At 35.6% G+C, this 22012-nt stretch carries 22 protein-coding genes and 1 pseudogene; 10 read left to right on the top strand and 13 right to left on the bottom strand.

Translation table 11 applies throughout. The features are described from left to right. The first annotated feature begins 264 nt into the window (after positions 1-264). The 4 genes from ACXKY9_RS10075 (at position 265) to ACXKY9_RS10060 (ending at position 6535) form a co-directional block, all read left to right on the top strand. Complete coding sequence (locus ACXKY9_RS10075) at positions 265-1494, top strand: IS110-like element ISBth166 family transposase (RefSeq protein ID WP_001236345.1); 1230 nt, start codon at positions 265-267, stop codon at positions 1492-1494. A 639-nt stretch (positions 1495-2133) separates the two neighbouring features. Further along, on the top strand, positions 2134-3096 hold the full coding sequence (locus tag ACXKY9_RS10070) for an AAA family ATPase (RefSeq protein WP_001135816.1): 963 nt from the start codon (positions 2134-2136) through the stop codon (positions 3094-3096). Continuing rightward, on the top strand, positions 3096-4310 hold the full coding sequence (locus tag ACXKY9_RS10065) for a DUF58 domain-containing protein (RefSeq protein WP_000827540.1): 1215 nt from the start codon (positions 3096-3098) through the stop codon (positions 4308-4310). Before ACXKY9_RS10070 ends, ACXKY9_RS10065 begins: the two co-directional genes overlap by 1 nt. Next, positions 4307-6535, top strand: coding sequence for a transglutaminase TgpA family protein (locus ACXKY9_RS10060; RefSeq protein ID WP_002134082.1), 2229 nt, complete (start codon positions 4307-4309; stop codon positions 6533-6535). The genes ACXKY9_RS10065 and ACXKY9_RS10060 overlap by 4 nt, the downstream gene beginning before the upstream one ends. A gap of 83 nt (positions 6536-6618) precedes the next feature. Here ACXKY9_RS10060 and bsaA read toward each other — a convergent pair whose 3' ends face one another. After that, positions 6619-7101 carry a glutathione peroxidase gene (gene bsaA, locus ACXKY9_RS10055; protein ID WP_000219434.1) on the bottom strand — a complete coding sequence of 161 codons (483 nt, stop codon included), beginning with the start codon at positions 7099-7101 and terminating at the stop codon, positions 6619-6621. 223 nt (positions 7102-7324) lie between these two features. Between bsaA and ACXKY9_RS10050 the strand changes: the two genes are divergently transcribed. Beyond that, positions 7325-7534, top strand: a complete 210-nt coding sequence (locus ACXKY9_RS10050) for a DUF3925 domain-containing protein (protein ID WP_000844984.1) — start codon at positions 7325-7327, stop codon at positions 7532-7534. 229 nt (positions 7535-7763) lie between these two features. Here ACXKY9_RS10050 and ACXKY9_RS10045 read toward each other — a convergent pair whose 3' ends face one another. Then, positions 7764-8993: an IS110-like element ISBth166 family transposase gene (locus tag ACXKY9_RS10045; protein WP_001236345.1), complete on the bottom strand. Its 1230-nt coding sequence runs from the start codon at positions 8991-8993 to the stop codon at positions 7764-7766. A gap of 355 nt (positions 8994-9348) precedes the next feature. On the opposite strand from ACXKY9_RS10045, the gene ACXKY9_RS10040 reads away from it, so the two are divergent. After that, entirely contained in the window at positions 9349-10320 is a 972-nt protein-coding gene (locus ACXKY9_RS10040; RefSeq protein WP_000754973.1) for an MBL fold metallo-hydrolase, read from the top strand. An 86-nt stretch (positions 10321-10406) separates the two neighbouring features. Beyond that, positions 10407-10841 carry a hypothetical protein gene (locus ACXKY9_RS10035; protein WP_001174543.1) on the top strand — a complete coding sequence of 145 codons (435 nt, stop codon included), beginning with the start codon at positions 10407-10409 and terminating at the stop codon, positions 10839-10841. Between the two features lie 59 nt (positions 10842-10900). On the opposite strand, the pseudogene ACXKY9_RS10030 reads toward ACXKY9_RS10035, so the two are convergent. Both ACXKY9_RS10030 and ACXKY9_RS10025 read right to left on the bottom strand, forming a co-directional pair. Further along, positions 10901-11580 (bottom strand): annotated as a pseudogene (locus ACXKY9_RS10030) (DUF3600 domain-containing protein). After that, a complete protein-coding gene (locus tag ACXKY9_RS10025) occupies positions 11577-12155 on the bottom strand; it encodes a sigma-70 family RNA polymerase sigma factor (RefSeq protein WP_000675562.1) in 579 nt (192 codons plus the stop codon). Before ACXKY9_RS10025 ends, ACXKY9_RS10030 begins: the two are co-directional and overlap by 4 nt. Positions 12156-12360: 205 nt before the next feature. On the opposite strand from ACXKY9_RS10025, the gene ACXKY9_RS10020 reads away from it, so the two are divergent. Together ACXKY9_RS10020 and ACXKY9_RS10015 are read left to right on the top strand one after the other, a co-directional pair. Continuing rightward, positions 12361-13278: a quinone oxidoreductase family protein gene (locus ACXKY9_RS10020; protein ID WP_000644626.1), complete on the top strand. Its 918-nt coding sequence runs from the start codon at positions 12361-12363 to the stop codon at positions 13276-13278. Positions 13279-13319: 41 nt separating this feature from the next. After that, positions 13320-13958, top strand: a complete 639-nt coding sequence (locus tag ACXKY9_RS10015) for a zinc dependent phospholipase C family protein (RefSeq protein ID WP_000535632.1) — start codon at positions 13320-13322, stop codon at positions 13956-13958. Between the two features lie 45 nt (positions 13959-14003). Here ACXKY9_RS10015 and ACXKY9_RS10010 read toward each other — a convergent pair whose 3' ends face one another. The 6 genes from ACXKY9_RS10010 to ACXKY9_RS09985 all read right to left on the bottom strand — a co-directional run bounded on the left by ACXKY9_RS10010 (position 14004) and on the right by ACXKY9_RS09985 (position 19740). After that, positions 14004-14387: a VOC family protein gene (locus tag ACXKY9_RS10010; RefSeq protein WP_000581468.1), complete on the bottom strand. Its 384-nt coding sequence runs from the start codon at positions 14385-14387 to the stop codon at positions 14004-14006. A gap of 55 nt (positions 14388-14442) precedes the next feature. Beyond that, positions 14443-15252, bottom strand: coding sequence for a sugar phosphate isomerase/epimerase family protein (locus tag ACXKY9_RS10005; RefSeq protein ID WP_000375221.1), 810 nt, complete (start codon positions 15250-15252; stop codon positions 14443-14445). Between the two features lie 217 nt (positions 15253-15469). Further along, on the bottom strand, positions 15470-16639 hold the full coding sequence (locus ACXKY9_RS10000; RefSeq protein WP_000588613.1) for a DEAD/DEAH box helicase: 1170 nt from the start codon (positions 16637-16639) through the stop codon (positions 15470-15472). A gap of 19 nt (positions 16640-16658) precedes the next feature. Next, positions 16659-17186: a hypothetical protein gene (locus ACXKY9_RS09995; protein ID WP_000460206.1), complete on the bottom strand. Its 528-nt coding sequence runs from the start codon at positions 17184-17186 to the stop codon at positions 16659-16661. 90 nt (positions 17187-17276) lie between these two features. After that, on the bottom strand, positions 17277-18965 hold the full coding sequence (locus tag ACXKY9_RS09990) for a formate--tetrahydrofolate ligase (RefSeq protein ID WP_002194954.1): 1689 nt from the start codon (positions 18963-18965) through the stop codon (positions 17277-17279). Between the two features lie 94 nt (positions 18966-19059). Beyond that, the gene (locus tag ACXKY9_RS09985) at positions 19060-19740 is read right to left on the bottom strand and encodes a class I SAM-dependent methyltransferase (RefSeq protein WP_000160044.1); all 681 of its coding nucleotides are present in this window, start codon (positions 19738-19740) and stop codon (positions 19060-19062) included. 336 nt (positions 19741-20076) lie between these two features. Here ACXKY9_RS09985 and ACXKY9_RS09980 point away from each other — a divergent pair, with 336 nt between their 5' ends. Beyond that, positions 20077-20415: a hypothetical protein gene (locus ACXKY9_RS09980; protein ID WP_001253202.1), complete on the top strand. Its 339-nt coding sequence runs from the start codon at positions 20077-20079 to the stop codon at positions 20413-20415. Positions 20416-20444: 29 nt separating this feature from the next. On the opposite strand, the gene ACXKY9_RS09975 is transcribed toward ACXKY9_RS09980, so the two are convergent. The 3 genes from ACXKY9_RS09975 to ACXKY9_RS09965 all read right to left on the bottom strand — a co-directional run bounded on the left by ACXKY9_RS09975 (position 20445) and on the right by ACXKY9_RS09965 (position 21875). Beyond that, complete coding sequence (locus tag ACXKY9_RS09975; protein WP_000798747.1) at positions 20445-20657, bottom strand: hypothetical protein; 213 nt, start codon at positions 20655-20657, stop codon at positions 20445-20447. A 69-nt stretch (positions 20658-20726) separates the two neighbouring features. Further along, entirely contained in the window at positions 20727-21047 is a 321-nt protein-coding gene (locus ACXKY9_RS09970; protein ID WP_000761171.1) for a hypothetical protein, read from the bottom strand. Positions 21048-21098: 51 nt separating this feature from the next. Then, complete coding sequence (locus ACXKY9_RS09965) at positions 21099-21875, bottom strand: oxalate:formate antiporter (protein ID WP_000014087.1); 777 nt, start codon at positions 21873-21875, stop codon at positions 21099-21101. Positions 21876-22012: the final 137 nt, after the last annotated feature.

Genomic DNA, 22012 nt, shown 5'->3' with positions numbered 1-22012 from the left:
CTAGATAATGGTCTTAGGATCATTTGGGACAATTCTTACCGCTCCTGTGGACTTACCACATAATTAAGAGTGTTTCTCAGTGAACGTGCGGGACTCCCTACTCGCAGGCTGAGCAGCCTGACCCTCGAACCTAGATGTTAGTAGCTCTAGGGCGGCTTTCGATTCAGGACTAGCTCTCATACACGAGGTTGTTGGTCGGCGTGCACACTAGAGATATCTCGAGACGTCCGAGGAATGATTCTAAATAGAAGGGAGGTCTCTTACATGAGATTATTTGTTGGTTTAGATGTAAGTTCGTTTGATATAAAAGCTTGTATTTTAAATGGTGAAGGGAAAAAGCTAGATTCCTTTTCGGTCAACAACGACTTGCCAGGTGCCACAGCGCTCAAAGAGCGAGTGTTACAGTGTATAGCCAACCAAGAAATTGAAACTTTTAAAATCGGTCTAGAATCCACATCTGTTTATAGTTTTCATCCATCTATGTTTCTTCATTATGATGAAGACTTACAACGGTTTGGGGCAAAGGTATTTCTGATGAATCCAAAACAAATTGCAAATTTCAAGAAAAGCTATTCTGACATGGATAAAACAGATGAGATTGATGCCTTTGTCATCGCTGATTACTTACGATTTGGACGGAATCAAATGTCCATCGTAAAAGAAAGTCAGTATGTGGCACTCCAGCAATTAACAAGATCTCGTTATCAGCTCGTTAGAATGTTGACAAAGGAAAAACAACATTTTCTCCAACACCTAAGTTATAAATGTAATACGTTCTCACAAGAAGTGGATTCTTCTATCTTTGGCAACGCCATGATGGAACTGTTTCTTGAAAAATTCAGTCTAGAAGAATTAGCTGACATGCCTTTAGAGGAACTCGCTGAGTTCCTACAAAAGAAAGGGAAAAACCGATTCGGTGACCCAAAATGTATCGCATCGACCATTCAAAAGGCTGTTCGCTCTTCCTATCGTTTGGATAAGGTCGTAGAAGACTCAATCGATGTTCTTCTAGGAACATCAATTGCGGTGATTCGTACCTATCAACAGCAAATCAAAGAACTAGAAAAATCCATTAAGCGAATCATGGCTGGATTAACGCAAACACTTGAGTCCATTCCTGGAATTGGTCCTGTATTCGCCGCCGGTATTATCGCTGAGATTGGTCAAATCGAAAGATTTGATGATGAAACCAAGGTAGCAAAATATGCCGGATTATATTGGCGTACGCACCAGTCTGGTCGATTCACCGCAGAAAACACTTCGTTATCCCGTAATGGAAATCATTACTTGCGGTATTACTTAGTTGAAGCCGCCAACTCAGTAAGAAGGCACGTATCTGATTATCAAGAATATTACGTAAAAAAATATAATGAAGTACCAAAACATCAACACAAACGTGCACTCGTTCTAACCGCAAGAAAACTTGTGCGATTGGTGGATGCGCTACTACGTAGTCACCAACTCTTTACGCCAGAAAGGTGCGTGAAAGTGTGACATAAAACTTGTCATCGCTACCTTTCAATTAATTTCCAGTAAATTACATACGTTACTGGTTTAGTTTCGTGATGTCTTTTTTTAGTAAATAGGCCTTTGATAACTAAAAATTCTTTTGTTTTTCAGTTGACATACTACCGCAGGTCTTTAATACGTCTCTCTTACATACCCTTACTATAAGAGAGGTTGTAAAATACAGATGTGACATTTCGCACAGTTCAAGAGATTGTCAAAAATTTATTAGAGAATAAGTTTGTGAGAAAACCTTTTGTTCCGTTGTGAAGGTTATGGTTAATCGTGATTATTAGGAGAATGGTATTTTGAGGTATCGACTATTTTGCAAAAGAAAAAGAGTTTTGATATTATTTCAAAACTGCTATAAGGAAAAGAGTATAAATTGTATGTAAAAAAATTTTTCCCAATGTTATTATTTTATATCGAGTCTGATTTTACATAAAACTACAAATCATTATTTACTGTATTGCCCTTAGTTACGGAAACAATTATACTAGATATAATCAAAATAAATAATCTGAATATTCTCAGAATTAAAGGTGGAAGTTTTACTATCTACAAATAGAATTAGAAATATGTCCACTAAATAGATTAGAAAACGATAATAACATTAGGAGGATTACGATGCCCCAGCTTGATTCATTACATCCCACTGTAGAAAAAATAATCAATAATATTGAAAAAATAATGGTCGGAAAACGAAAAGAAACCATCTTAGTTTTGACAGCTCTCTTAGCTGAAGGTCATGTCCTATTAGAAGATGTTCCTGGTGTCGGGAAAACAATGCTAGTACGTGCTCTTTCTAAATCCATTGATGCTGATTATAAGCGAATTCAATTTACACCTGATTTATTGCCGTCAGATGTAACAGGAGTTTCTATTTATAATCCGAAAGAGCTCCAATTTGAGTTCAAGCCTGGACCAATTATGGGTAATTTTGTACTTGCTGATGAAATTAATCGTACATCTCCAAAGACACAATCTGCTTTACTTGAATGTATGGAAGAAGGCAATATTACAATAGATGGCATTACAAGGCCTTTACCAAAGCCGTTCTTTGTCATGGCTACACAAAATCCGGTCGAATATGAAGGAACATATTCTCTACCAGAAGCTCAACTCGATCGTTTCTTATTGAAACTAAAAATGGGATATCCTACACCAGAGGAAGAATTTGAAATTTTAAACCGGATGGAAAAAACAAATCCACTCTCTCAATTACAGACCATTACTACAATAGAAGAATTACTTTATTTACAACAAAGCGTACGGGTAGTAAGTATGGACAAAGCAATTAAGCATTACATTGTAAAGCTTGTTAATCAGACTCGTACGTACAGTTCTATACAGCTAGGTGCAAGTCCACGTGGCTCAATTGCTTTAATGAAAGCTTCACAAGCTTATGCATTTATCCATGGCAGGAATTATGTTATTCCAGACGATGTTAAACTTTTAGCCCCTTACGTTTTAGCACATAGACTCATTATAAAAATGGAAGCAAAATTTGAAGGAATAACTGGCGAACAAGTTATCGCAAAAATCGTTGCACGAACTACCGTGCCTACTCAAAGGGCGATGAACCCTTGATGAAACGAATGCTGCGAGCACTATATCACGTTATGAAGTTATTGCTACTCCCTTTATGCCTAGTCTTAACATTTGTGTACGCTATGTTTCAAGGAGGGTTTGTCAGTTGGTTTTTATTTTACAGCATAATTCCCATTGCTCTTTATTCGCTACTACTCCCCTTCTACGCTTTACGGGACGCTGAAGTAAAGCGAATAACAAACCAGAATGGATATGTAGTAGGAGAACAATTTGTAAGCACGATTACAATAAAAAGAAAATTTCCTTTTCCCTTACTTTATTTAGTTATAGAAGATGAACTGCCACCACAATTTATAAGTTGTAAACAAATAAAGATGAATAAGGTAGTACTCTTCCCAGGATTGGAACGAAATATTTCGTTTCAATATGTTATTGACACAATCCCTAGAGGCGAGCACACTTTTTCAAGCGTACGTGTCAAAACCGGCGATTTATTCGGCATGATAGAGAAAGAAGCAACTTTTTCAGTTCCAGATACATTTTTAGTCTATCCCCAGTATGTAGATATAGCGTATCGACAATTGGAAAATCATTTCGAACAAGGAGCGCTTTCAGCAAATATAAATTCAGCAAAAGACTCTACAATCTCTGTCGGTGTCAGAGACTATAAACCTGGTGATCGCTTTTCATGGATTGATTGGAAAGCAACTGCACGAACAAACAATATTATGACAAAAGAGTTTGAACAACAGCGCAGCCATAATATCATGATATTCATAGACAGAAACGAGTCTCCTCTATTCGAATCAGTCGTCACATTTACTGCCTCTATTGTAAGGGCTGTCTTGAAACAAAATTCACCAGCATCATTCGTGTCTATCGGAAAAGAACAAACTATTTTCCCTTTAGACAATGGAGATACGCAGTTACAACAAATCCTTTGTCATTTAGCAAAAGTACAAGCAGACAGTGTATTTCCGCTCTCCCAGAGTGTAGACATGGAACTAAGAAAAATTTATGAGCCCGTCACGGTTATACTCGTGACCAGTAATCTTTCTCCCGATATTCAAAAGGCGGCTGATTGTGCTGCTATAAGAAATAGAAAATGTATGGTTTTTGTCGTGAAAGAAAAAGCGAATCAACTTTCACACCGAGAACTCAGTATACTAGAAACTCTAAAAAAACGACAAATATTTGTAAACACGGTTTATGAAAACCGGTATACAAACGTGTTTTTTGAGGTGAGCAAATGATGATATTACAAGCAAAATACAAGTGGGATACGAACAGATTCTTCATGCATGCATGTGTATTTCTTCTTTTACTAGAATGGCTAAGACCTCTTATAGGCATTACAAATGTAGGTAGATTAGATATTTTCGTAACATTTATAGGAATTTGCTTCGCTCTCTCTTTTTTTCAAACGAGGTGGCAGATTCCTATAAAAATTGTCACAGTCTTATTTATCATTCATTCCCTATATTATAAAAATGCTTTTATAAATCCATCTTGGCTAACAACATTCTTTTCTAATATGTTTCGAAATTCCTCCCTGTTTTTCCAAGGGAATTTACTAGATATTTCTCCAGTTTTTCCGACGGTTTTATTTTTTCTCTCATTTTGGTTTTTGAGTTCTTTCACTTCATTTTGGATTATTCATAAAAAACGTGGGTTTCTATTCCTTGTATTGACTATTATTTATATCGCAACTTTTCATAACTTACATTTATACAATGCAAACTACGCTATTATTCGTACTGTTGTCATCGGCTTTTTTATGCTTAGTCTTCTTCAAGTAGAACGAATAAAAGAACGTGAACACTTACAAAATTATGCTAGAGAAATCTCAAAATTACTTAGACCACTTACAATATTTATCGTATTATTAGCAACCATTGCATACTTTGCTCCAAAATTTGGCCCTCAATGGCCAAACCCAATGGATTTTTTAAAATTCAACACATCTGAAGCAAGTAAAGAGCAAAAAGTTTCTACAATTGGGTATGGTTTAGATGACTCGCGATTAGGCGGTCCTTTTAAGGCGGATCCTACAATTGTTTTCACAGCACGAACGCAAAACAAACAATATTGGAGAGTAGAAACAAAAGATTTTTATACAGGAAAAGGCTGGGAAATTTCTGAAAATCCGAAAAAGATTTCTTTTAAAAATAAAAACGACGTCGTAAGCTGGTACGAACAAAATACAAAAATGAAAACGACTGAGGCAACAATTACCATGCAAAAAAGTTACCCTCATCTTACCTATCCAGCAGGATTAGTATCAGTTGAGGCTGCTTCTGATGTATCATACAGTGTTGACCCGTTTTCAGAAAAAATTTATACAATGAATGGAGACTCTTCTACTACTTTACATTCGTATAAAGTAACATATGAGATCCCTGAGTTTTCCATAGAAAACTTGAAAGCTGTAAAAACAAATGAAGGTCAAGAAACAAATCCTTATTTTATGACAAAGTACACACAACTTCCCAAGTCATTACCACAGCGCGTAAAAGACTTGGCTGTCAATCTTACAAATGATAAAGACAACCGATATGATAAAGTATTAGCTATTGAAAATTACTTTACAGACAACTCTTTTACATACGAATCAACGAATGTCTTATTCCCTGCCAAAAGCCAAGATTATGTAGATCAATTCCTTTTCGATACAAAAAGCGGCTACTGTAATAATTTTTCGACGTCTATGATTGTACTACTTCGTTCTGCCGGGATTCCTGCTCGCTGGGTAAAAGGCTATACAGAAGGAACTCTTGACAATACACTTGCCTCTGCAGAAGGTGAGAATGTTTATACAATCACGAACGATAACGCACACTCTTGGGCCGAAGTATATTTCCCAGGATACGGATGGATTCCATTCGAACCAACAAAAGGATTTACTAATCCCTATAATTTTATAAATAATACGCCTGCTCCTATTTCACAAAATAGCGAAGCAAATAATTCTAATAACACGCAAATACAACAACGAAATAATGAAGCAAAACTTAAAAGTTTAATAGAAAATACAGAAGAAGCTTCTACTAAAAAGGTCACAAATTCTCAAACTAGTTTTTCTTGGTGGTACGTATTCCTCTCTACGATACTAATTAGTATTATGGGATACATTCTCTTCACCACTAGAATGATATGGAGGACATTTCTTATTATTCATTTCTATAAATACCGAAAAGATGATGCTGTTTATCAAAAAGCTTACGGTGCACTTTTAAAACAATTTGCGAGAATTGGCATGCCACGGGGTGAAAGTCAAACATTCCGAGAATACGCTCTCCATATCGATACACTTTACAACTCGGCCGATATGCAACAACTTACTGCCAGTTATGAGAATGCTATGTATAAACAGGGGCAGGTTGCAGCAGAATGGAAGAAAACCGTACACTTATGGGAAGTGCTTATGAAAAAAGCAGCTTCTCTACCTAAATCAGATGACTTTGATACAGTAATTTAATCTTGAAAATGTGAGTTTAAAGAAAACGTCTCAAAGAACTACATTGTTCTTTGAGACGTTTTTTAATAAAGTGAAACTCCTAATTATTCTCCAAGTACCTTCTCAATCTCAACCTCTAAATCTACCGGCTTCGTCTGCGGCGCAAAACGCCCTACTACTTTCCCGTCTTTTCCGATTAAAAACTTCGTAAAATTCCATTTCACTGCTTTCATACCGAGTAAACCTGGTGCTTGTTCTGTCATGTATGTATATAAAGGATGAGCCTTATCACCTTTCACATCAACCTTTGCAAACATTGGGAAGTTTACACCGTAGTTTAATTCACAAAAACTAGTAATATCCGCTTCTGTACCTGGTTCTTGTCCTCCGAATTGGTTACAAGGGAATCCGAGTATTTCAAGTCCTTGGTCTTTATATTTATCATACACCTCTTGTAATCCTTTATATTGCGGTGTGAAACCACATTTACTAGCTACATTTACAATAAGAAGTGCTTTTCCTTCGTAATCTTTTAACGATTTTTCTTCACCGGTAATTGTTTTAGCTGAAAAATCATAAACTGTCATTGTCTTTGCCCCTCTCTTCACTATCATTCTATGTTTATACTATACTACATTCGTGAATATACATCTCTTATTACGTACTTATAAGATATAATGATAACGCTTTATTTCCGTTCAAAATTCGACACATACTACTAGACTTTTATGATGGAAAGTTTTACAATTGAAATGTGAACAAAATGTGACAGTTTATATTCCATTATAAAAGAAAAGGATGGTGTCCATTATGAAAACTGCACAACATGAAACGATTTCAAATCGCGAGTTTTATTTCGTACTATATATGATGTTATTGTATGTTACTGGCTGGGTAATCGATGTAAATGGTTTATTCTTAAGCTCCTACTTTAATTTAGCAGGAGAGATTATGCTTCCATTAGTAGGCGGGATTGTTGGACTGTTCATTATGTCTATTAATAAACAACAAACGAAATAATAATATTACAAAAAGGCAGAAGACGAGCTTCGTTTTCTGCCTTTTTTCTATTTTATCGTATAATAGAAACATGCAGTATATAAGACCTGCGGTAGTATGTCAACTGAAAAACAAAAGAATTTTTAGTTATCAAAGGCCTATTTACTAAAAAAAGACATCACGAAACTAAACCAGTAACGTATGTAATTTACTGGAAATTAATTGAAAGGTAGCGATGACAAGTTTTATGTCACACTTTCACGCACCTTTCTGGCGTAAAGAGTTGGTGACTACGTAGTAGCGCATCCACCAATCGCACAAGTTTTCTTGCGGTTAGAACGAGTGCACGTTTGTGTTGATGTTTTGGTACTTCATTATATTTTTTTACGTAATATTCTTGATAATCAGATACGTGCCTTCTTACTGAGTTGGCGGCTTCAACTAAGTAATACCGCAAGTAATGATTTCCATTACGGGATAACGAAGTGTTTTCTGCGGTGAATCGACCAGACTGGTGCGTACGCCAATATAATCCGGCATATTTTGCTACCTTGGTTTCATCATCAAATCTTTCGATTTGACCAATCTCAGCGATAATACCGGCGGCGAATACAGGACCAATTCCAGGAATGGACTCAAGTGTTTGCGTTAATCCAGCCATGATTCGCTTAATGGATTTTTCTAGTTCTTTGATTTGCTGTTGATAGGTACGAATCACCGCAATTGATGTTCCTAGAAGAACATCGATTGAGTCTTCTACGACCTTATCCAAACGATAGGAAGAGCGAACAGCCTTTTGAATGGTCGATGCGATACATTTTGGGTCACCGAATCGGTTTTTCCCTTTCTTTTGTAGGAACTCAGCGAGTTCCTCTAAAGGCATGTCAGCTAATTCTTCTAGACTGAATTTTTCAAGAAACAGTTCCATCATGGCGTTGCCAAAGATAGAAGAATCCACTTCTTGTGAGAACGTATTACATTTATAACTTAGGTGTTGGAGAAAATGTTGTTTTTCCTTTGTCAACATTCTAACGAGCTGATAACGAGATCTTGTTAATTGCTGGAGTGCCACATACTGACTTTCTTTTACGATGGACATTTGATTCCGTCCAAATCGTAAGTAATCAGCGATGACAAAGGCATCAATCTCATCTGTTTTATCCATGTCAGAATAGCTTTTCTTGAAATTTGCAATTTGTTTTGGATTCATCAGAAATACCTTTGCCCCAAACCGTTGTAAGTCTTCATCATAATGAAGAAACATAGATGGATGAAAACTATAAACAGATGTGGATTCTAGACCGATTTTAAAAGTTTCAATTTCTTGGTTGGCTATACACTGTAACACTCGCTCTTTGAGCGCTGTGGCACCTGGCAAGTCGTTGTTGACCGAAAAGGAATCTAGCTTTTTCCCTTCACCATTTAAAATACAAGCTTTTATATCAAACGAACTTACATCTAAACCAACAAATAATCTCATGTAAGAGACCTCCCTTCTATTTAGAATCATTCCTCGGACGTCTCGAGATATCTCTAGTGTGCACGCCGACCAACAACCTCGTGTATGAGAGCTAGTCCTGAATCGAAAGCCGCCCTAGAGCTACTAACATCTAGGTTCGAGGGTCAGGCTGCTCAGCCTGCGAGTAGGGAGTCCCGCACGTTCACTGAGAAACACTCTTAATTATGTGGTAAGTCCACAGGAGCGGTAAGAATTGTCCCAAATGATCCTAAGACCATTATCTAGAAATATCTTGAGACGTCCAAGAGTTATTTTACAGGTCTCTCATGAAAGTAAAAAAATTAAGTTTAAACATACTATACGAGGAGTGGTAAATATGAAAAAAGTAGAGCAATTATCTTCTCACCTATATCTTATTGATGATTTCGATTTACAGCATAATGAACGAACAGGTACGTACGTTTTATTAGGTGACGATATTACTTTAATTGAAACTTGTGCAGCCCCTTCTCTTCCGTATATTTTAGACGGCTTACAACAATTACATATTGATTTAAACGATGTTAAAAACATTATCGTTACACATGTGCATTTAGATCACGCTGGCGCAGCTGGTTTAATGATGGAGAAGTGCCCAAATACTACGTTATATGTGCATTCTCGTGGTGCTCGTCATATGATTGATCCAACAAAACTCATTTTAGGTGCAAAAGCTGTATACAAAGAAGATTTTGATAAACTATTTGATCCAATTCTTCCTATAGAAGAAGAACGTGTTCGTATTGTACAACATGGTGATACGTTAAAAATTGCCGAAGAACGTATCCTTACATTTTATGATACACCGGGGCATGCTAAGCACCATATTAGCATTCACGATTCATTAACAAACGGGATTTTCACTGGTGATACAATTGGAATTTATTATAGAGAACTCGCAAACGTTGGTGTAGAACTGTATCTACCATCAACGTCCCCTTCACAATTTCAACCAGATGCGATGATTGCTTCTAAAAATCATATTCAAAGTATGGATGTAGATACTATTTATTTCGGTCATTACGGCGCATCCTCTCATGTTACAGAAGTATACAATCAACTGGAACATTGGCTACCTATTTTCGTTCAGACTGGTAAGGAAGTCTTTGAAAAGTATAATGATTTCGATGAAGCGACTAAAGCTTTACAAACTTTGTTAATGGATAAAATATCTTCTCATCTTACAAAGTTAAACGTTCCATCAGATCATTCCGTTTATAATATTTTACATCTAGATATAGAAATTAGTGCAATGGGCATTATTGATTATTTCACGAAGCAAGAAAAAGCAAACTCCACTATTAACTAACAGTAAAAGAAGAGATATACAACAGTAGTTATTGTATATCTCTTCTTTTTTTTGAATATATTTTGAGTAAAGGATGGTGGAATATAATGCAAAAAGTGATGCTATACCTCTGCTTTACATTATTTATCGTCTTATTATTATTTGTAGGAGTAAAAATTCAATTTTATTTAGATACAGACACGCAAGTGAACTTTAACGTTTATCCAAGATTATTCTACTTTACACTCTTCCCTCTTATAGTTGGCATTTTATTACGATTCCTTCAATCTATTAATCGCGAAACAAGTAAACAAAACTGGAGCTTTCAACCGGATAAATTTATTGCTATTACAGTGCCTACACTATTCATTTCCTTTTCCCCAGCACTACTCTTTTCACCACTTGCAGAATACCTACCTTATTTAGTTAATATTATTCTAATAAATACAACTTTTGTTACGATAATTAGTTTAATAGCTGGTTATTCCCTTTTAGATTGTTTTATACAAAAAGATAATGCAAATATGAAAAAGTATAATTGAACACTCTTTTTTGTTTCAATAAAAAAGCTCAAAGCTAAGAAGGCTATGAGCTTTTCTAATTATTGCACCTTTTCATTTGCATATTCCATAAACTGCTCTGCTTTAATAAATCTTTCTTTGTACGCTTCAGGTACTTCTTCTATTGTTATCCCCCCACTCGATTTCGTTTTTACTAAAACGGTTTGATATGACATTAATGCTTCCATATATTGTTCATACTCTTCAGGAGTTAATACCTCTTTACTAGACTTATGGCCATTTAATTTATCAAAATACGGATGAAGCTCCATTACCACCTTTTTCAATTCCTCTTTTTTAGCCGGTAATAATTGATCATAATCAATATTACCGTTCGAATCTCCGTACGCAAACTTTGCATTAGTTAATTTTTTCAGTTCTTTTGTAAACTCTTCATATTCCTTCGAACCCATTTCATCTTTCGCTTCTGATAATTTTGCATTAAAACGCATATACGTTTCTAATGTCATTGCTCCGGCATGTTTTTTAAATTCTCAAAAGATCCATATATACCATCCGCCATAATAGATTGGTACGCAAAACCTGTCGTCGGGATTAAAAGAGCTGCTGCAAGTACTCCTGCGATAAGGCGTTTCTTCCTCTTACTCCGCCCGTGCTTCATTTTTATTTGTACAATTACTTTTTCTTTTAAATCCGGCGGGGCAACAATACCCTTTGCTTCTTCTTGTATAGATTCCCTAACTCTACAATCTAAACTCATTTCACATTCCCTACCTCTCCTAAAAAGATTTCTTCTACTTGCTCTTTTTGACGTAGTTTCTTTAATGCCGCATGAATTCTAGATTTCACAGTACCAATTGGAATATGTAATATTTGTGCTACTTCTTCTTGTGAATAATCATGTAAGTATCTTAAGATAATAACTTGTTTCAATTTATACGGTAATTTATGAATGAGTTCAATTAGTTTTTGGTTTGATATTTTACTTACAACATCGTTAGAAAAATCAATTTGCACTGACTTTCTTTGCTCTTCTGCTTTTTTTATAATTCGTAGTCGCATCCACCTCTTTCTTCTATAAGAGTGAATTTGTTTAATCGCAAGTCCAATTAGCCAAGGACGAAATGGCTTCTCGCTACCATACTTACGAAGCGATTCATATAGTTGTATGTATATTTCTTGAACGACATCATCTACATCCGTTTTATCCTCTATTAAAAAATGTGCTGTTTTATATATTTCTTGAATCGTTTTATCATACAACTTGCTATATGCTTCTTTATTTCCTGATAAAGTTAATTGGATTAAATGTGCGTAATCTATTTCACCCTTCATATTCCAGCCCTCCTTTGTCTTACACTATATATTGGCAGGTAATTCATATTTCTTTCGATTTTTTAAAGTTTTTTTATATAAATTAATATTATGATTCATTGAGTTCATAAGCTTCACTTATAACCACACATAACTATTATATATTTTTCCAATTTCTGATAAAGATTTAAAATAATTTATATAGTCAAATTTAGGAGGATATATGATGAAAGCTATCGTTGTAACGTCGTTCGGTGGTCCTGAAGTGATGAAATATACAGATTTGGATATACCGGCTATTTCAGAAGATCAAGTTTTAATTCGCGTTGTTGCTACTAGTGTAAATTTCGCTGATATTAAATTACGTTATGGTAAAAAAGGAAATAAAGCACTACCTTTTATTCCAGGTATAGATGCCACTGGTATTGTAGAACGTGTCGGTTCTCATGTGAAAAATATTCACCCTGGACAACGTGTCATTGCTTTTCCTCAAAATGGATCTTACGCAGAATACGTTGTTGCAAATGAAAATCTTACTTTCGTATTACCCCATGAAGTTGACTTTCAAACTGCAGCCGCTTGTCCAATCGTATCTTTTACAAGCTATAATTTACTCGCAAATGTTGCAAGGCTTCAACAAGGTGAATCTGTACTCATTCATGCGGCTGCTGGCGGAATTGGCACTACTGCTATTCAACTTGCTAAACTATTAGAGGCTGGAGCTGATTATGTTATTTGTCATCAAGATGAAGATTTTGTAGAGAAAGTCAATGAACTGACAAATGGTGAAGGGGTTGATGTAATTTTAGACTCTATTTCTGGAACGGTTTCTGAAAGAAGTTTAAACTGCCTTGCTTATTACGGTCGCCTCGTTCATTTCGGTAATGCTAGCGGTGAAATTGGTAACTTTCAAACGAAAGATTTACATGCAAGTTGCCGCTCTATACTCGGTTTTAGCTTTGGAAACACACGAAAAAAGCGTCCTGAACTGCTCCAAGAAACTGCAAATGAAGTTTTCCGTTATTTGCGTGACGGACGTTTACAAATTAAGGCTACGAAATCTTTTCCACTTCAAAATGCAGGGAAAGCACATGAATGGGTCGAAAGTAGAAAAAGTACAGGGAAAGTAATACTAACCGTTTAGTCCTCTTCCTGAAATGAATACTGGAAACAGAGGTGGCATTCATGGGATCACGAATTATGCATGTTATTATCGCTAGTGGTATTGCTGAGAAACTATCAATTCACGATAAGACTTCTTTCTTACTTGGAGCTGTAGCCCCTGATGCTGTTCATTCAAAAAAAGAAAAAGGAACCTCACATTTTTATGCCGGTACAACGAAGAACTATACGAGAAGAATAGATTATGATTCATTTTTTCATAAATATGAATCACATATAGATTCCCCATTTATTTTAGGCTATTATACCCACCTCATTGCCGATGATAATTGGCTAAGTGGATTTTTTCTACCTTGGCTAAAAAATAGAATAGAGAATGACGAAACTATCGCACCCCTGTACTATAACGATTTTAAATTGTTAAATGCAAAGTTGCTTCATCATTACGATCAAGAACAACAGCTTTTCTCTCTTCTCAATCAAGAGGCTCACATTGTGGATATTGAAGAGGTTTCTAGAGAAAACGTTTTAGCTTTTCGAAAGTATCTTTTTGAAGATATGTTGTATCCAAAGCAACATTTGCATGAAGACTTACAAGTATTTACGTTTGACCAAATCGTTGGCTATATTGAGACAGCTATTGAAAAAGGAGTATTTTTTATTAAACAACTCTCTAATGAAAAATCCACTTCAAAAATTTAATCCCCCTCAAATATATTTGAGGGGGATTTTCACATAGCAATATTATTATTGGTTCTTCTCCATAACCGCAAAATAATTCCCTTCGCTATCAGCAAAGTTAAACACTTTACCAGAAGACATAGTTACCATTTCTCCAACAGTAACATTTTTATTTGTTAAATCTGTATATAGTTGATCAAGATTTTCTGAGAAGAACATTAAAGACGGTGTACCAAGATTCAATTCTGGGCTCATTTTCGAAATAACTTCTTTATTATGTAATATAATGCTCGTTTCCGCACCGCTTTTCGGAGCGATTTCAATCCATCTCATTCCTTGCTTATTATCTTCCTCTGCAACTACATGAAACCCTACCTTCTCCGTCCAAAAATTTACTGCCTCATCTTGATTATTTACATATAACATAATTTGTCCTACTTTATGGATCATTACATTTCCCCCTAATGGTTTTTATATTCTATGTAGCTTTCTACAAATACTATCGTTATTCCTTTTGAGTTGGTATGTACTTCTTTGCAAAATTTATCGACTGACTCATCCCATCCAGTTCATCAAAATAATCATTTCTTTCAATCATGTTATATCCGTCGAATCCAATTTTATCTAATACTTTGAAGAATATATCGAAATCTACTTCACCATTCCCTGCTGCGACTTCTATATACTTAGTTGAACGATCACTTTTCACTTCTTTACAATCTTTAATATGAGTTTGTACTATATAATCTTTTAATAGTAATAAACCTTCTCCCGGATTTTCATTTACATCACTTATTAAATTTGCTGGGTCAAAGTTAACAGCTAGTCCTTTCGAGTTTGCAGTTTCTAAAAATCGTTTTAATACTATTGCTTTTTCAGATCCCGTCTCAATGGCGAAGAATCCTCCAAATCTGAACGCTAAGTCCCCTATTTCATTACAAACACGTAGCATTTTATCATAGTACTCACTATTTTCATCATCAGGGATTTTCCCAATATGGGCTGTTACTATGTTAGCTCCTAACCTTAACCCTTTATCAGTAATATATTTAAAACTCTCTATTACACATTCAGCTTCAGTTCCTATTATTCCATTTTCTCCGAAGCTAATTGCTAATGACGGGACTTGAATCTCATTAAAAGATAAGTTTTCTTTTAATGTATTCCATTGTATCTTTGAGATGTTAGCTAAGTTGAAAGTCGGATTCATAGCATATAATTGAATATATTCTAAATCCCATTCCCTTGCTTTTTGTATTCCTTCGTTTACTTCAATATATTTTGTATTCAAAAACATTCCTAATTTCCTATCCATATGTGTACCTTCTTTTTATTATTTCGCATCATTTTAATATTCGACTTTTTTATATTATTTCCTCGTATAAACCAAATAAATAAACTACCCTTTTTTCGATACTCCCAGTAGAAGCATATATATGATAGGCACATTAAAAACACTAATACAATTCCCATTATCACTTGTTTACAAACAAAAAAGACGTAACTACAAATAGTTACGCCTTCTCCATCATTTATCTAGGCTTTTTCTTCCCAGTAAATGCTGGTTTCTTTTTCTTTGGTGCTTTCGGTTTCGTTTCTACGAATGATCCTTTGAACATTTCTTGCTTCGTAAATACGATGCCTAGTTTTTTCGCAAATTGCAGTAATTTGCGCTCTTCTTGTGGAGTTACAAGAGATACGACAGTTCCTTCTTTACCCATACGTCCAGTACGTCCTGAGCGGTGAATGTATTGGTCTACTGTGTCTGGTAATTCTAAGTGAATTACATGTGTTAAATCGTCAATGTCGATACCGCGCGCTGCAATATCAGTAGCAAGTAGAATTTCTAATTTCCCTCCGCGGAAAGCACGCATTGTCGCTTCACGCTCTTGTTTACTTGCTTCTGCATGAAGAGCCGCCGCTTTCATTTTACGGAATTTCAATTTCTCAGTAATTTCATCTAAACGGAATGGATCGTTTAAGAAAGCAACTGCTTTTACATCGCCCATATGCATAATTCTTCTTACGTAATCATTTTTTTCGCGTCGCTCACAAATGATATACGTATGCTCAACTAAGCTTTTTGATTCTGCACGTGTTACACGTACTAATTGTGGTTCCACTGCTAAATCACGTGCCGCATCTTCTGCCGCTTTTGTCATTGTCGCCGAGAAGAATACTAATTGACGATCGCGCATCGTTGATTTAATTACATCTTGCACTGCGCCCATCATTTTTTGCTTTACAATTTGATCAAACTCATCAAATACAATTGTTTTTACTTCATGCATTTTTAGCTTTTTCATACGAATTAATTCTAAAATACGGCCTGGTGAACCGACAATTACTCTTGGGTGTTTCTTTAATTTTTCAACTTGGCGCTTAATATCTGCACCACCAATTAAAGATGCACCTGAAATTTCAGTTCCTGCTGTAAACTTTTGAACCTCTTCATGAATTTGCATTACAAGTTCACGTGTTGGCGCTAAAACAACAACTTGTGGCTGTTTTACTTCAGGATTAATTTTATGTAAAAGTGGTAATAAGTACGCTAATGTTTTTCCTGTTCCAGTTGGAGATTCAGCTATAACGTCTTGTCCTTCTAAAATAGTTGGAATCGCTTGTTTTTGAATTTCAGTTAACTCTTTAAAACCAGCCTTCTCCCAAGCTTGTTGTAAAAATGGTTGCATATCTTTTATCATTTGTTTTTCTCCTTTATCTCTATTTTTGAAGAAAATGCTGTATTGTTCGCACCGTTTCTATCATGTGTGAAATAACAGCTATTAAATCATCAACATGGTCTTCTGTAATCGCTTTTTGAAATAGAACCTCTACCTTATTATGATATGAAATCGCTTGCTTATTATATTCGTATGAAACTTTCTGCATAATCATTCTTTCTTTTCCCCATATAGAACGCATTAATGTTTCAATTCCTTCGCATTTTACTTCTGGTTGTTCTAACGGGAATAAAAATGCTAGCTTCATTTCACAACCTGGTGTAAACTGAGGCACTTCTAGTATTTCACCAGACAAGTTCTTTGCATCCACAGATAATGAAAATGTTGCTTCTACTAATGGTTCAAACGGTTCTGTTAATTGAAATGAGATATGATATATACGACTTAATGAAGCAAGATCCATCATATCTTTTCGATCTGTTACAAGAATATCTCCATGTAGATCAAAATCATACACAGCACCTTCTACGATTACTTTTAAATTGTCAAAAGCAGTTGGATCAAACATAATTTCCTCCAAAAAACAGGCGCCTTTCGATGGAAAGGCGCCACTTGATGTATATATAGTTTACAGATAAACGAGATGAATTACAACCTTTTAGAATAAACCTACTGCTTTTCCATCTTCATTTACATCCATTTGAAGTGCTGCTGGTTGTTTTGGAAGACCTGGCATTGTTAACATTGTACCTGTTAACGCAACGATAAAGCCTGCGCCGATAGATGGTTTTAACTCACGAATTGTAACGATAAAGTCAGATGGACGACCTAATTTTGTTGCATCGTCAGAAAGAGAGTATTGTGTTTTCGCCATACAAACTGGTAGGTTACTCCAACCTTCTCCTTCATATTGAGCTAATTGCTTACGTGCTTTCGGAGCAAATTCAATATCTTTTGCGCCATATACCTTTTGAGCAATTGTACGAATTTTTTCTTCTAAGGGTAATTCTAATTCATAAAGTGGTGCGTAGTTGTTTTCACCTTTTTCGATTTCTTTTAGTACTTTTTCAGCAAGGTCAACTCCGCCTTGGCCACCCTTCTCCCAAACTTCTGTTAAGGATACTGCATAGCCACGCTCATTACACCACTCTTGTAAGTATGTAACTTCTGCATCTGTATCTGTAATGAATTTATTAATTGCAATTACGAAAGGCACACCGAAGCTTTGAATTGTTTCAACATGCTTCTGTAAGTTTTCCATACCTTTTGCTAATGCATCTACATTTTCTTCTTTTAATTGATCTTTTGCAACGCCACCATGCATTTTAAGCGCACGAATCGTCGCAACAATAACAACTGCTTCTGGTTTAATGCCAGCTGCACGAGCTTTAATATCTAAAAACTTCTCAGCGCCTAAATCAGCACCGAATCCAGCTTCTGTAATAACATAATCACCTAATTTTGCTGCCATTGTTGTAGCGATAACACTGTTACAACCGTGAGCGATATTCGCAAATGGTCCGCCATGAATGATAGCTGGTGTATTTTCTAACGTTTGTACTAAGTTCGGCTTTAATGCGTCTTTTAATAATAGTGTTAACGCACCTTCTACACCTAAATCTTTAACCGTTACAGGTTGATTTGCAAAGTTATAGGCAACTACGATGCGAGATAAACGTGCTTTTAAGTCTTGAATATCTGTTGCAAGGCAGAACACGGCCATAATTTCAGATGCTACTGTAATGTCAAAACCGTCTTCACGTGGTACACCTTGTACAGGTCCACCAAGACCAATTACTACGTTACGAAGGGCACGATCATTTAAGTCAACGCAGCGTTTCCAAACGATTTTACGCGTATCAATTCCAAGTGTGTTTCCTTGTTGGATATGATTATCAATAAACGCTGCTAATGCGTTATTGGCAGTTGTGATCGCATGGATATCTCCAGTAAAGTGAAGGTTAATGTCTTCCATTGGTACGACTTGTGAAAAACCGCCACCCGCTGCTCCACCTTTTAATCCCATCGTCGGTCCAAGAGATGGTTCACGAAGTGCAATTACTGTTTTCTTACCAATTTTGTTAAAAGCTTGACCTAAACCAACTGTTACTGTTGATTTACCTTCTCCAGCTGGAGTTGGGTTAATTGCTGTTACTAAAACAACTTTACCGTCTTTCCCATCTTGTAAGCGCTTAAAAATATCAAGAGATAACTTACCTTTATAATGCCCGTATGGCTCTAATTCATCTTCTAAAATATTTAAATCAGCTGCAATTTCTTGAATCTTCTTCATACTCGCTTCTTGTGCGATTTCAATATCGGATTTCACTGTTGTAGTAGTTGTCATATACCCTAGTCCCCCTTTAATTGGTTCTGATGATATTGTATCAGTTTTTTGTATTTTCTGCACTTATTTACCTCCTAAAAATTCTTTCATTTCTTTATACGTTTTTTAACATAAATACCCATAAGAATGTTAACGATTGTTGTAACTCTGTAGGTAGTTGACCTAACATCTTCTCATTTACTCCGCGCTTATATACGCCGATGCCATCTACAACTTTAAAACCTTGTTCTTTCGCTAACTGTTCAAATTCCCAAGGCATCATCGTATTACAAACAACGTCTTTTCCGTACAAGCGAGGATAACTGTTCTCTCGTGGCTTTGCTGTCGGTCCTAAAATTGCAATACATGCATATCCATCTTTCTTTAACACACGCTTTATTTCATTTAACGCTCGTAATGGCTCTTCCGTCCATTCTAAAGAATTAATTGCCATAATTGATTCAAATTGCTCATTTTCAAATGGTAATGCAGAAAGATCTCCTTTTATAAAAGATAAATTCGGTCCTTCTCCGCGTTCCTTACCTTTTTGAATCATCACTTCCGATAAATCTACTCCCACTGCTTTATAGCCTGCGCGACTTAATTTATATGTACCGTAGCCATCACCACAACCAACATCGAGCACTTGTGCTTCTTTCTTCACGTATTGTTCAAAAAACGGAATAATTGTACTTCTGCTACCACTGTCCCACATCTCTTGACTATTTTGATTCCAAAACTCTGCGCTACTATCCCATTTCTTCTCCGCTGACTCGTGCCAATTAAATTTCGTCATACATTCCCCTACCTTCACGTATTATCATTCATTTCATTCTACATCATTTTCCAAAATTCCTGTTTTATCCCGCTTGCAGTAAGACACCTACCTCAAAATTCAATGGATGCGGATTAGTTAATGGGAGAGAACTGCTCATAAAAATCCAATTGTTGCTGGCTGATAATCAGTCCTAGTGGAAAAAATCCCACACTTTATCTTCAATAGGAGATGGATATGTTAACGATGGAATGCGTATTCTCCAATTTTTGCTTTACTTGGGTTTAACTCATACTCATGCTCCTTCTCATTTTGAAAGATACTATAGATACACCCAATTGAAAGAGAGGGATGTACATGCGAAGAAAGAGAAATCATCATTTTAAAAGTGGTGAAAAAAACGAAGAGTATGCTGCTGAAATATCACCAGCTGGCATTCCAATTAGACATAAGCGGAAAGAAATTGCAAATGAGATAGAAGGTACAAATACCGGCACAATGGTAGGCTATGTCGCTTTATTTCTTTCGTTATTCTCCATTGCTTTTTATCCAGTTACGCTCGGCTCCCTAGCAATTTTAGTTGGCCTATTAGCTGTCAATTTCGGAGCAAGAACACTTGGATATACAGCAATTGGTTTTGGTAGTTTTTCTGTTTTATTTACTTTACTTTATCCGCTTGCTTTGTCAGCGTTTTAAAAAAACACACCAAGTTATACTTGGTGTGTTCATTCATGATACAACATAATATGACCGCATCCACAACAATGTTTCGCTGTAATTTCTTGAAACACTGGATAATTTTCTTCATCTCGATGCTCAATAAATACTTTTTCAAATCGATACATGTTTGGTGCATATGCCCAATCTTGTTTCGTACGTGCATATAACGTTGAGGAAAAAAACTCCTCACCACCGCAAACGATACATGTGTTCTTCATCGCTATCCCTCCTATGCTTGTCTTACTTCATCTATATGAACATAAGCATAAAAAAAAGACCTTCTATTACTAGAAAGTCTTCTCTGAAACAAAAAGAAATGTACCAAACATTCCTACTCCGCTATATTCTTTTGAAACACCAGCTTCTGTTTTAAATGTTTGCTTTACAGTCATAAAGAATACACCATTTCGTGCATCTGTACTTTCAAATTGTAGTTTTTCTTTTTTACCATCTACATTTTGCGTGCATTCAAAACTACTCTCATTACAATTCAACGCATACTTATCCTCTACATACACTTTAAAATCTGATTCTTTCGGACAAGTTATAAGTAATATTGCCACGAGAATAATACTTATAATACCCACAATTGTATAATATTTCTTCATTTGTACTCCTTTCAAATGACAAGAAAACTTGACTTCATACGCCAAGTTTTCTTAGTCAACAACCCATTGCCACTCTTGTTCTTTCTTATCAAAAATGAGCCAACCTGTTTCTGTTGCTTCCTCTTTCAATTCATCGATATTATCTAACACCTCATCCGTACTTTCATACGAACCAACTACATATACCGGAATTTCAAGACCTCTTCTTGACTCAATCTTCCCTGCTAGATCTATGTAAAGACCATCTTCCATTAGTGGAATCAGTCCCATGATCAATTCTTTTGAAATTGCTGGAAAAATTTTTGATTTTTGGAAGAAAGAAAAACGTTTCTTACCGAAAGCACCGAGTTTATACGGAATGACTTTACTTAACATTCCTACAAAATCAGCAATTCTACGATAATACACTTTGTTGTACCATCCGTCATCATGTGAAAAATAAACAAATCGATTTTTCAACAGCGGAAAGAATGTTCTTGCAAGTGGTTCTTTTTTGTGAGCCAAATATAATAATTCTGCAATTTCTTTCGGCTCTAATTCATCTAAATCGCTTGCATCATCAAAATCTACCCAACAAAATTCATCAAATTCATCAATCTCTGCTTGAATTAACTTATGTATATTTTCTTCCTCAACATATTCAAATAAAGTATGATAATGAAAATCCGTCCATTCAAAGTTGTGCTTCAAAAGCAACACTTGATGAAGCGGTGAAGGGATGTTACTCGCAAACTCTTTAAACGTAATTCCTGATGTAATAAAACAATGACCTCGACGATTACCATTAATATATATCATATTCTTTACTTGGTCAGATCCTCCAGACAAAGCACCTAGCCACCTTCGTTTTATATGTTTCAATTCTATAGCATATTTTAACATGAAAAATTTTAGAAACATAGAAAAAACTTCAAAAACTATTTACAATTTCATGTGTTTTATTACATAGTGATTACAAGAAAAAA

Source organism: Bacillus sp. 2175, assembly GCF_057812155.1.
Note: the sequence above shows the minus strand (reverse complement) of the source record. Positions and strands in the feature narration are given on the sequence as shown.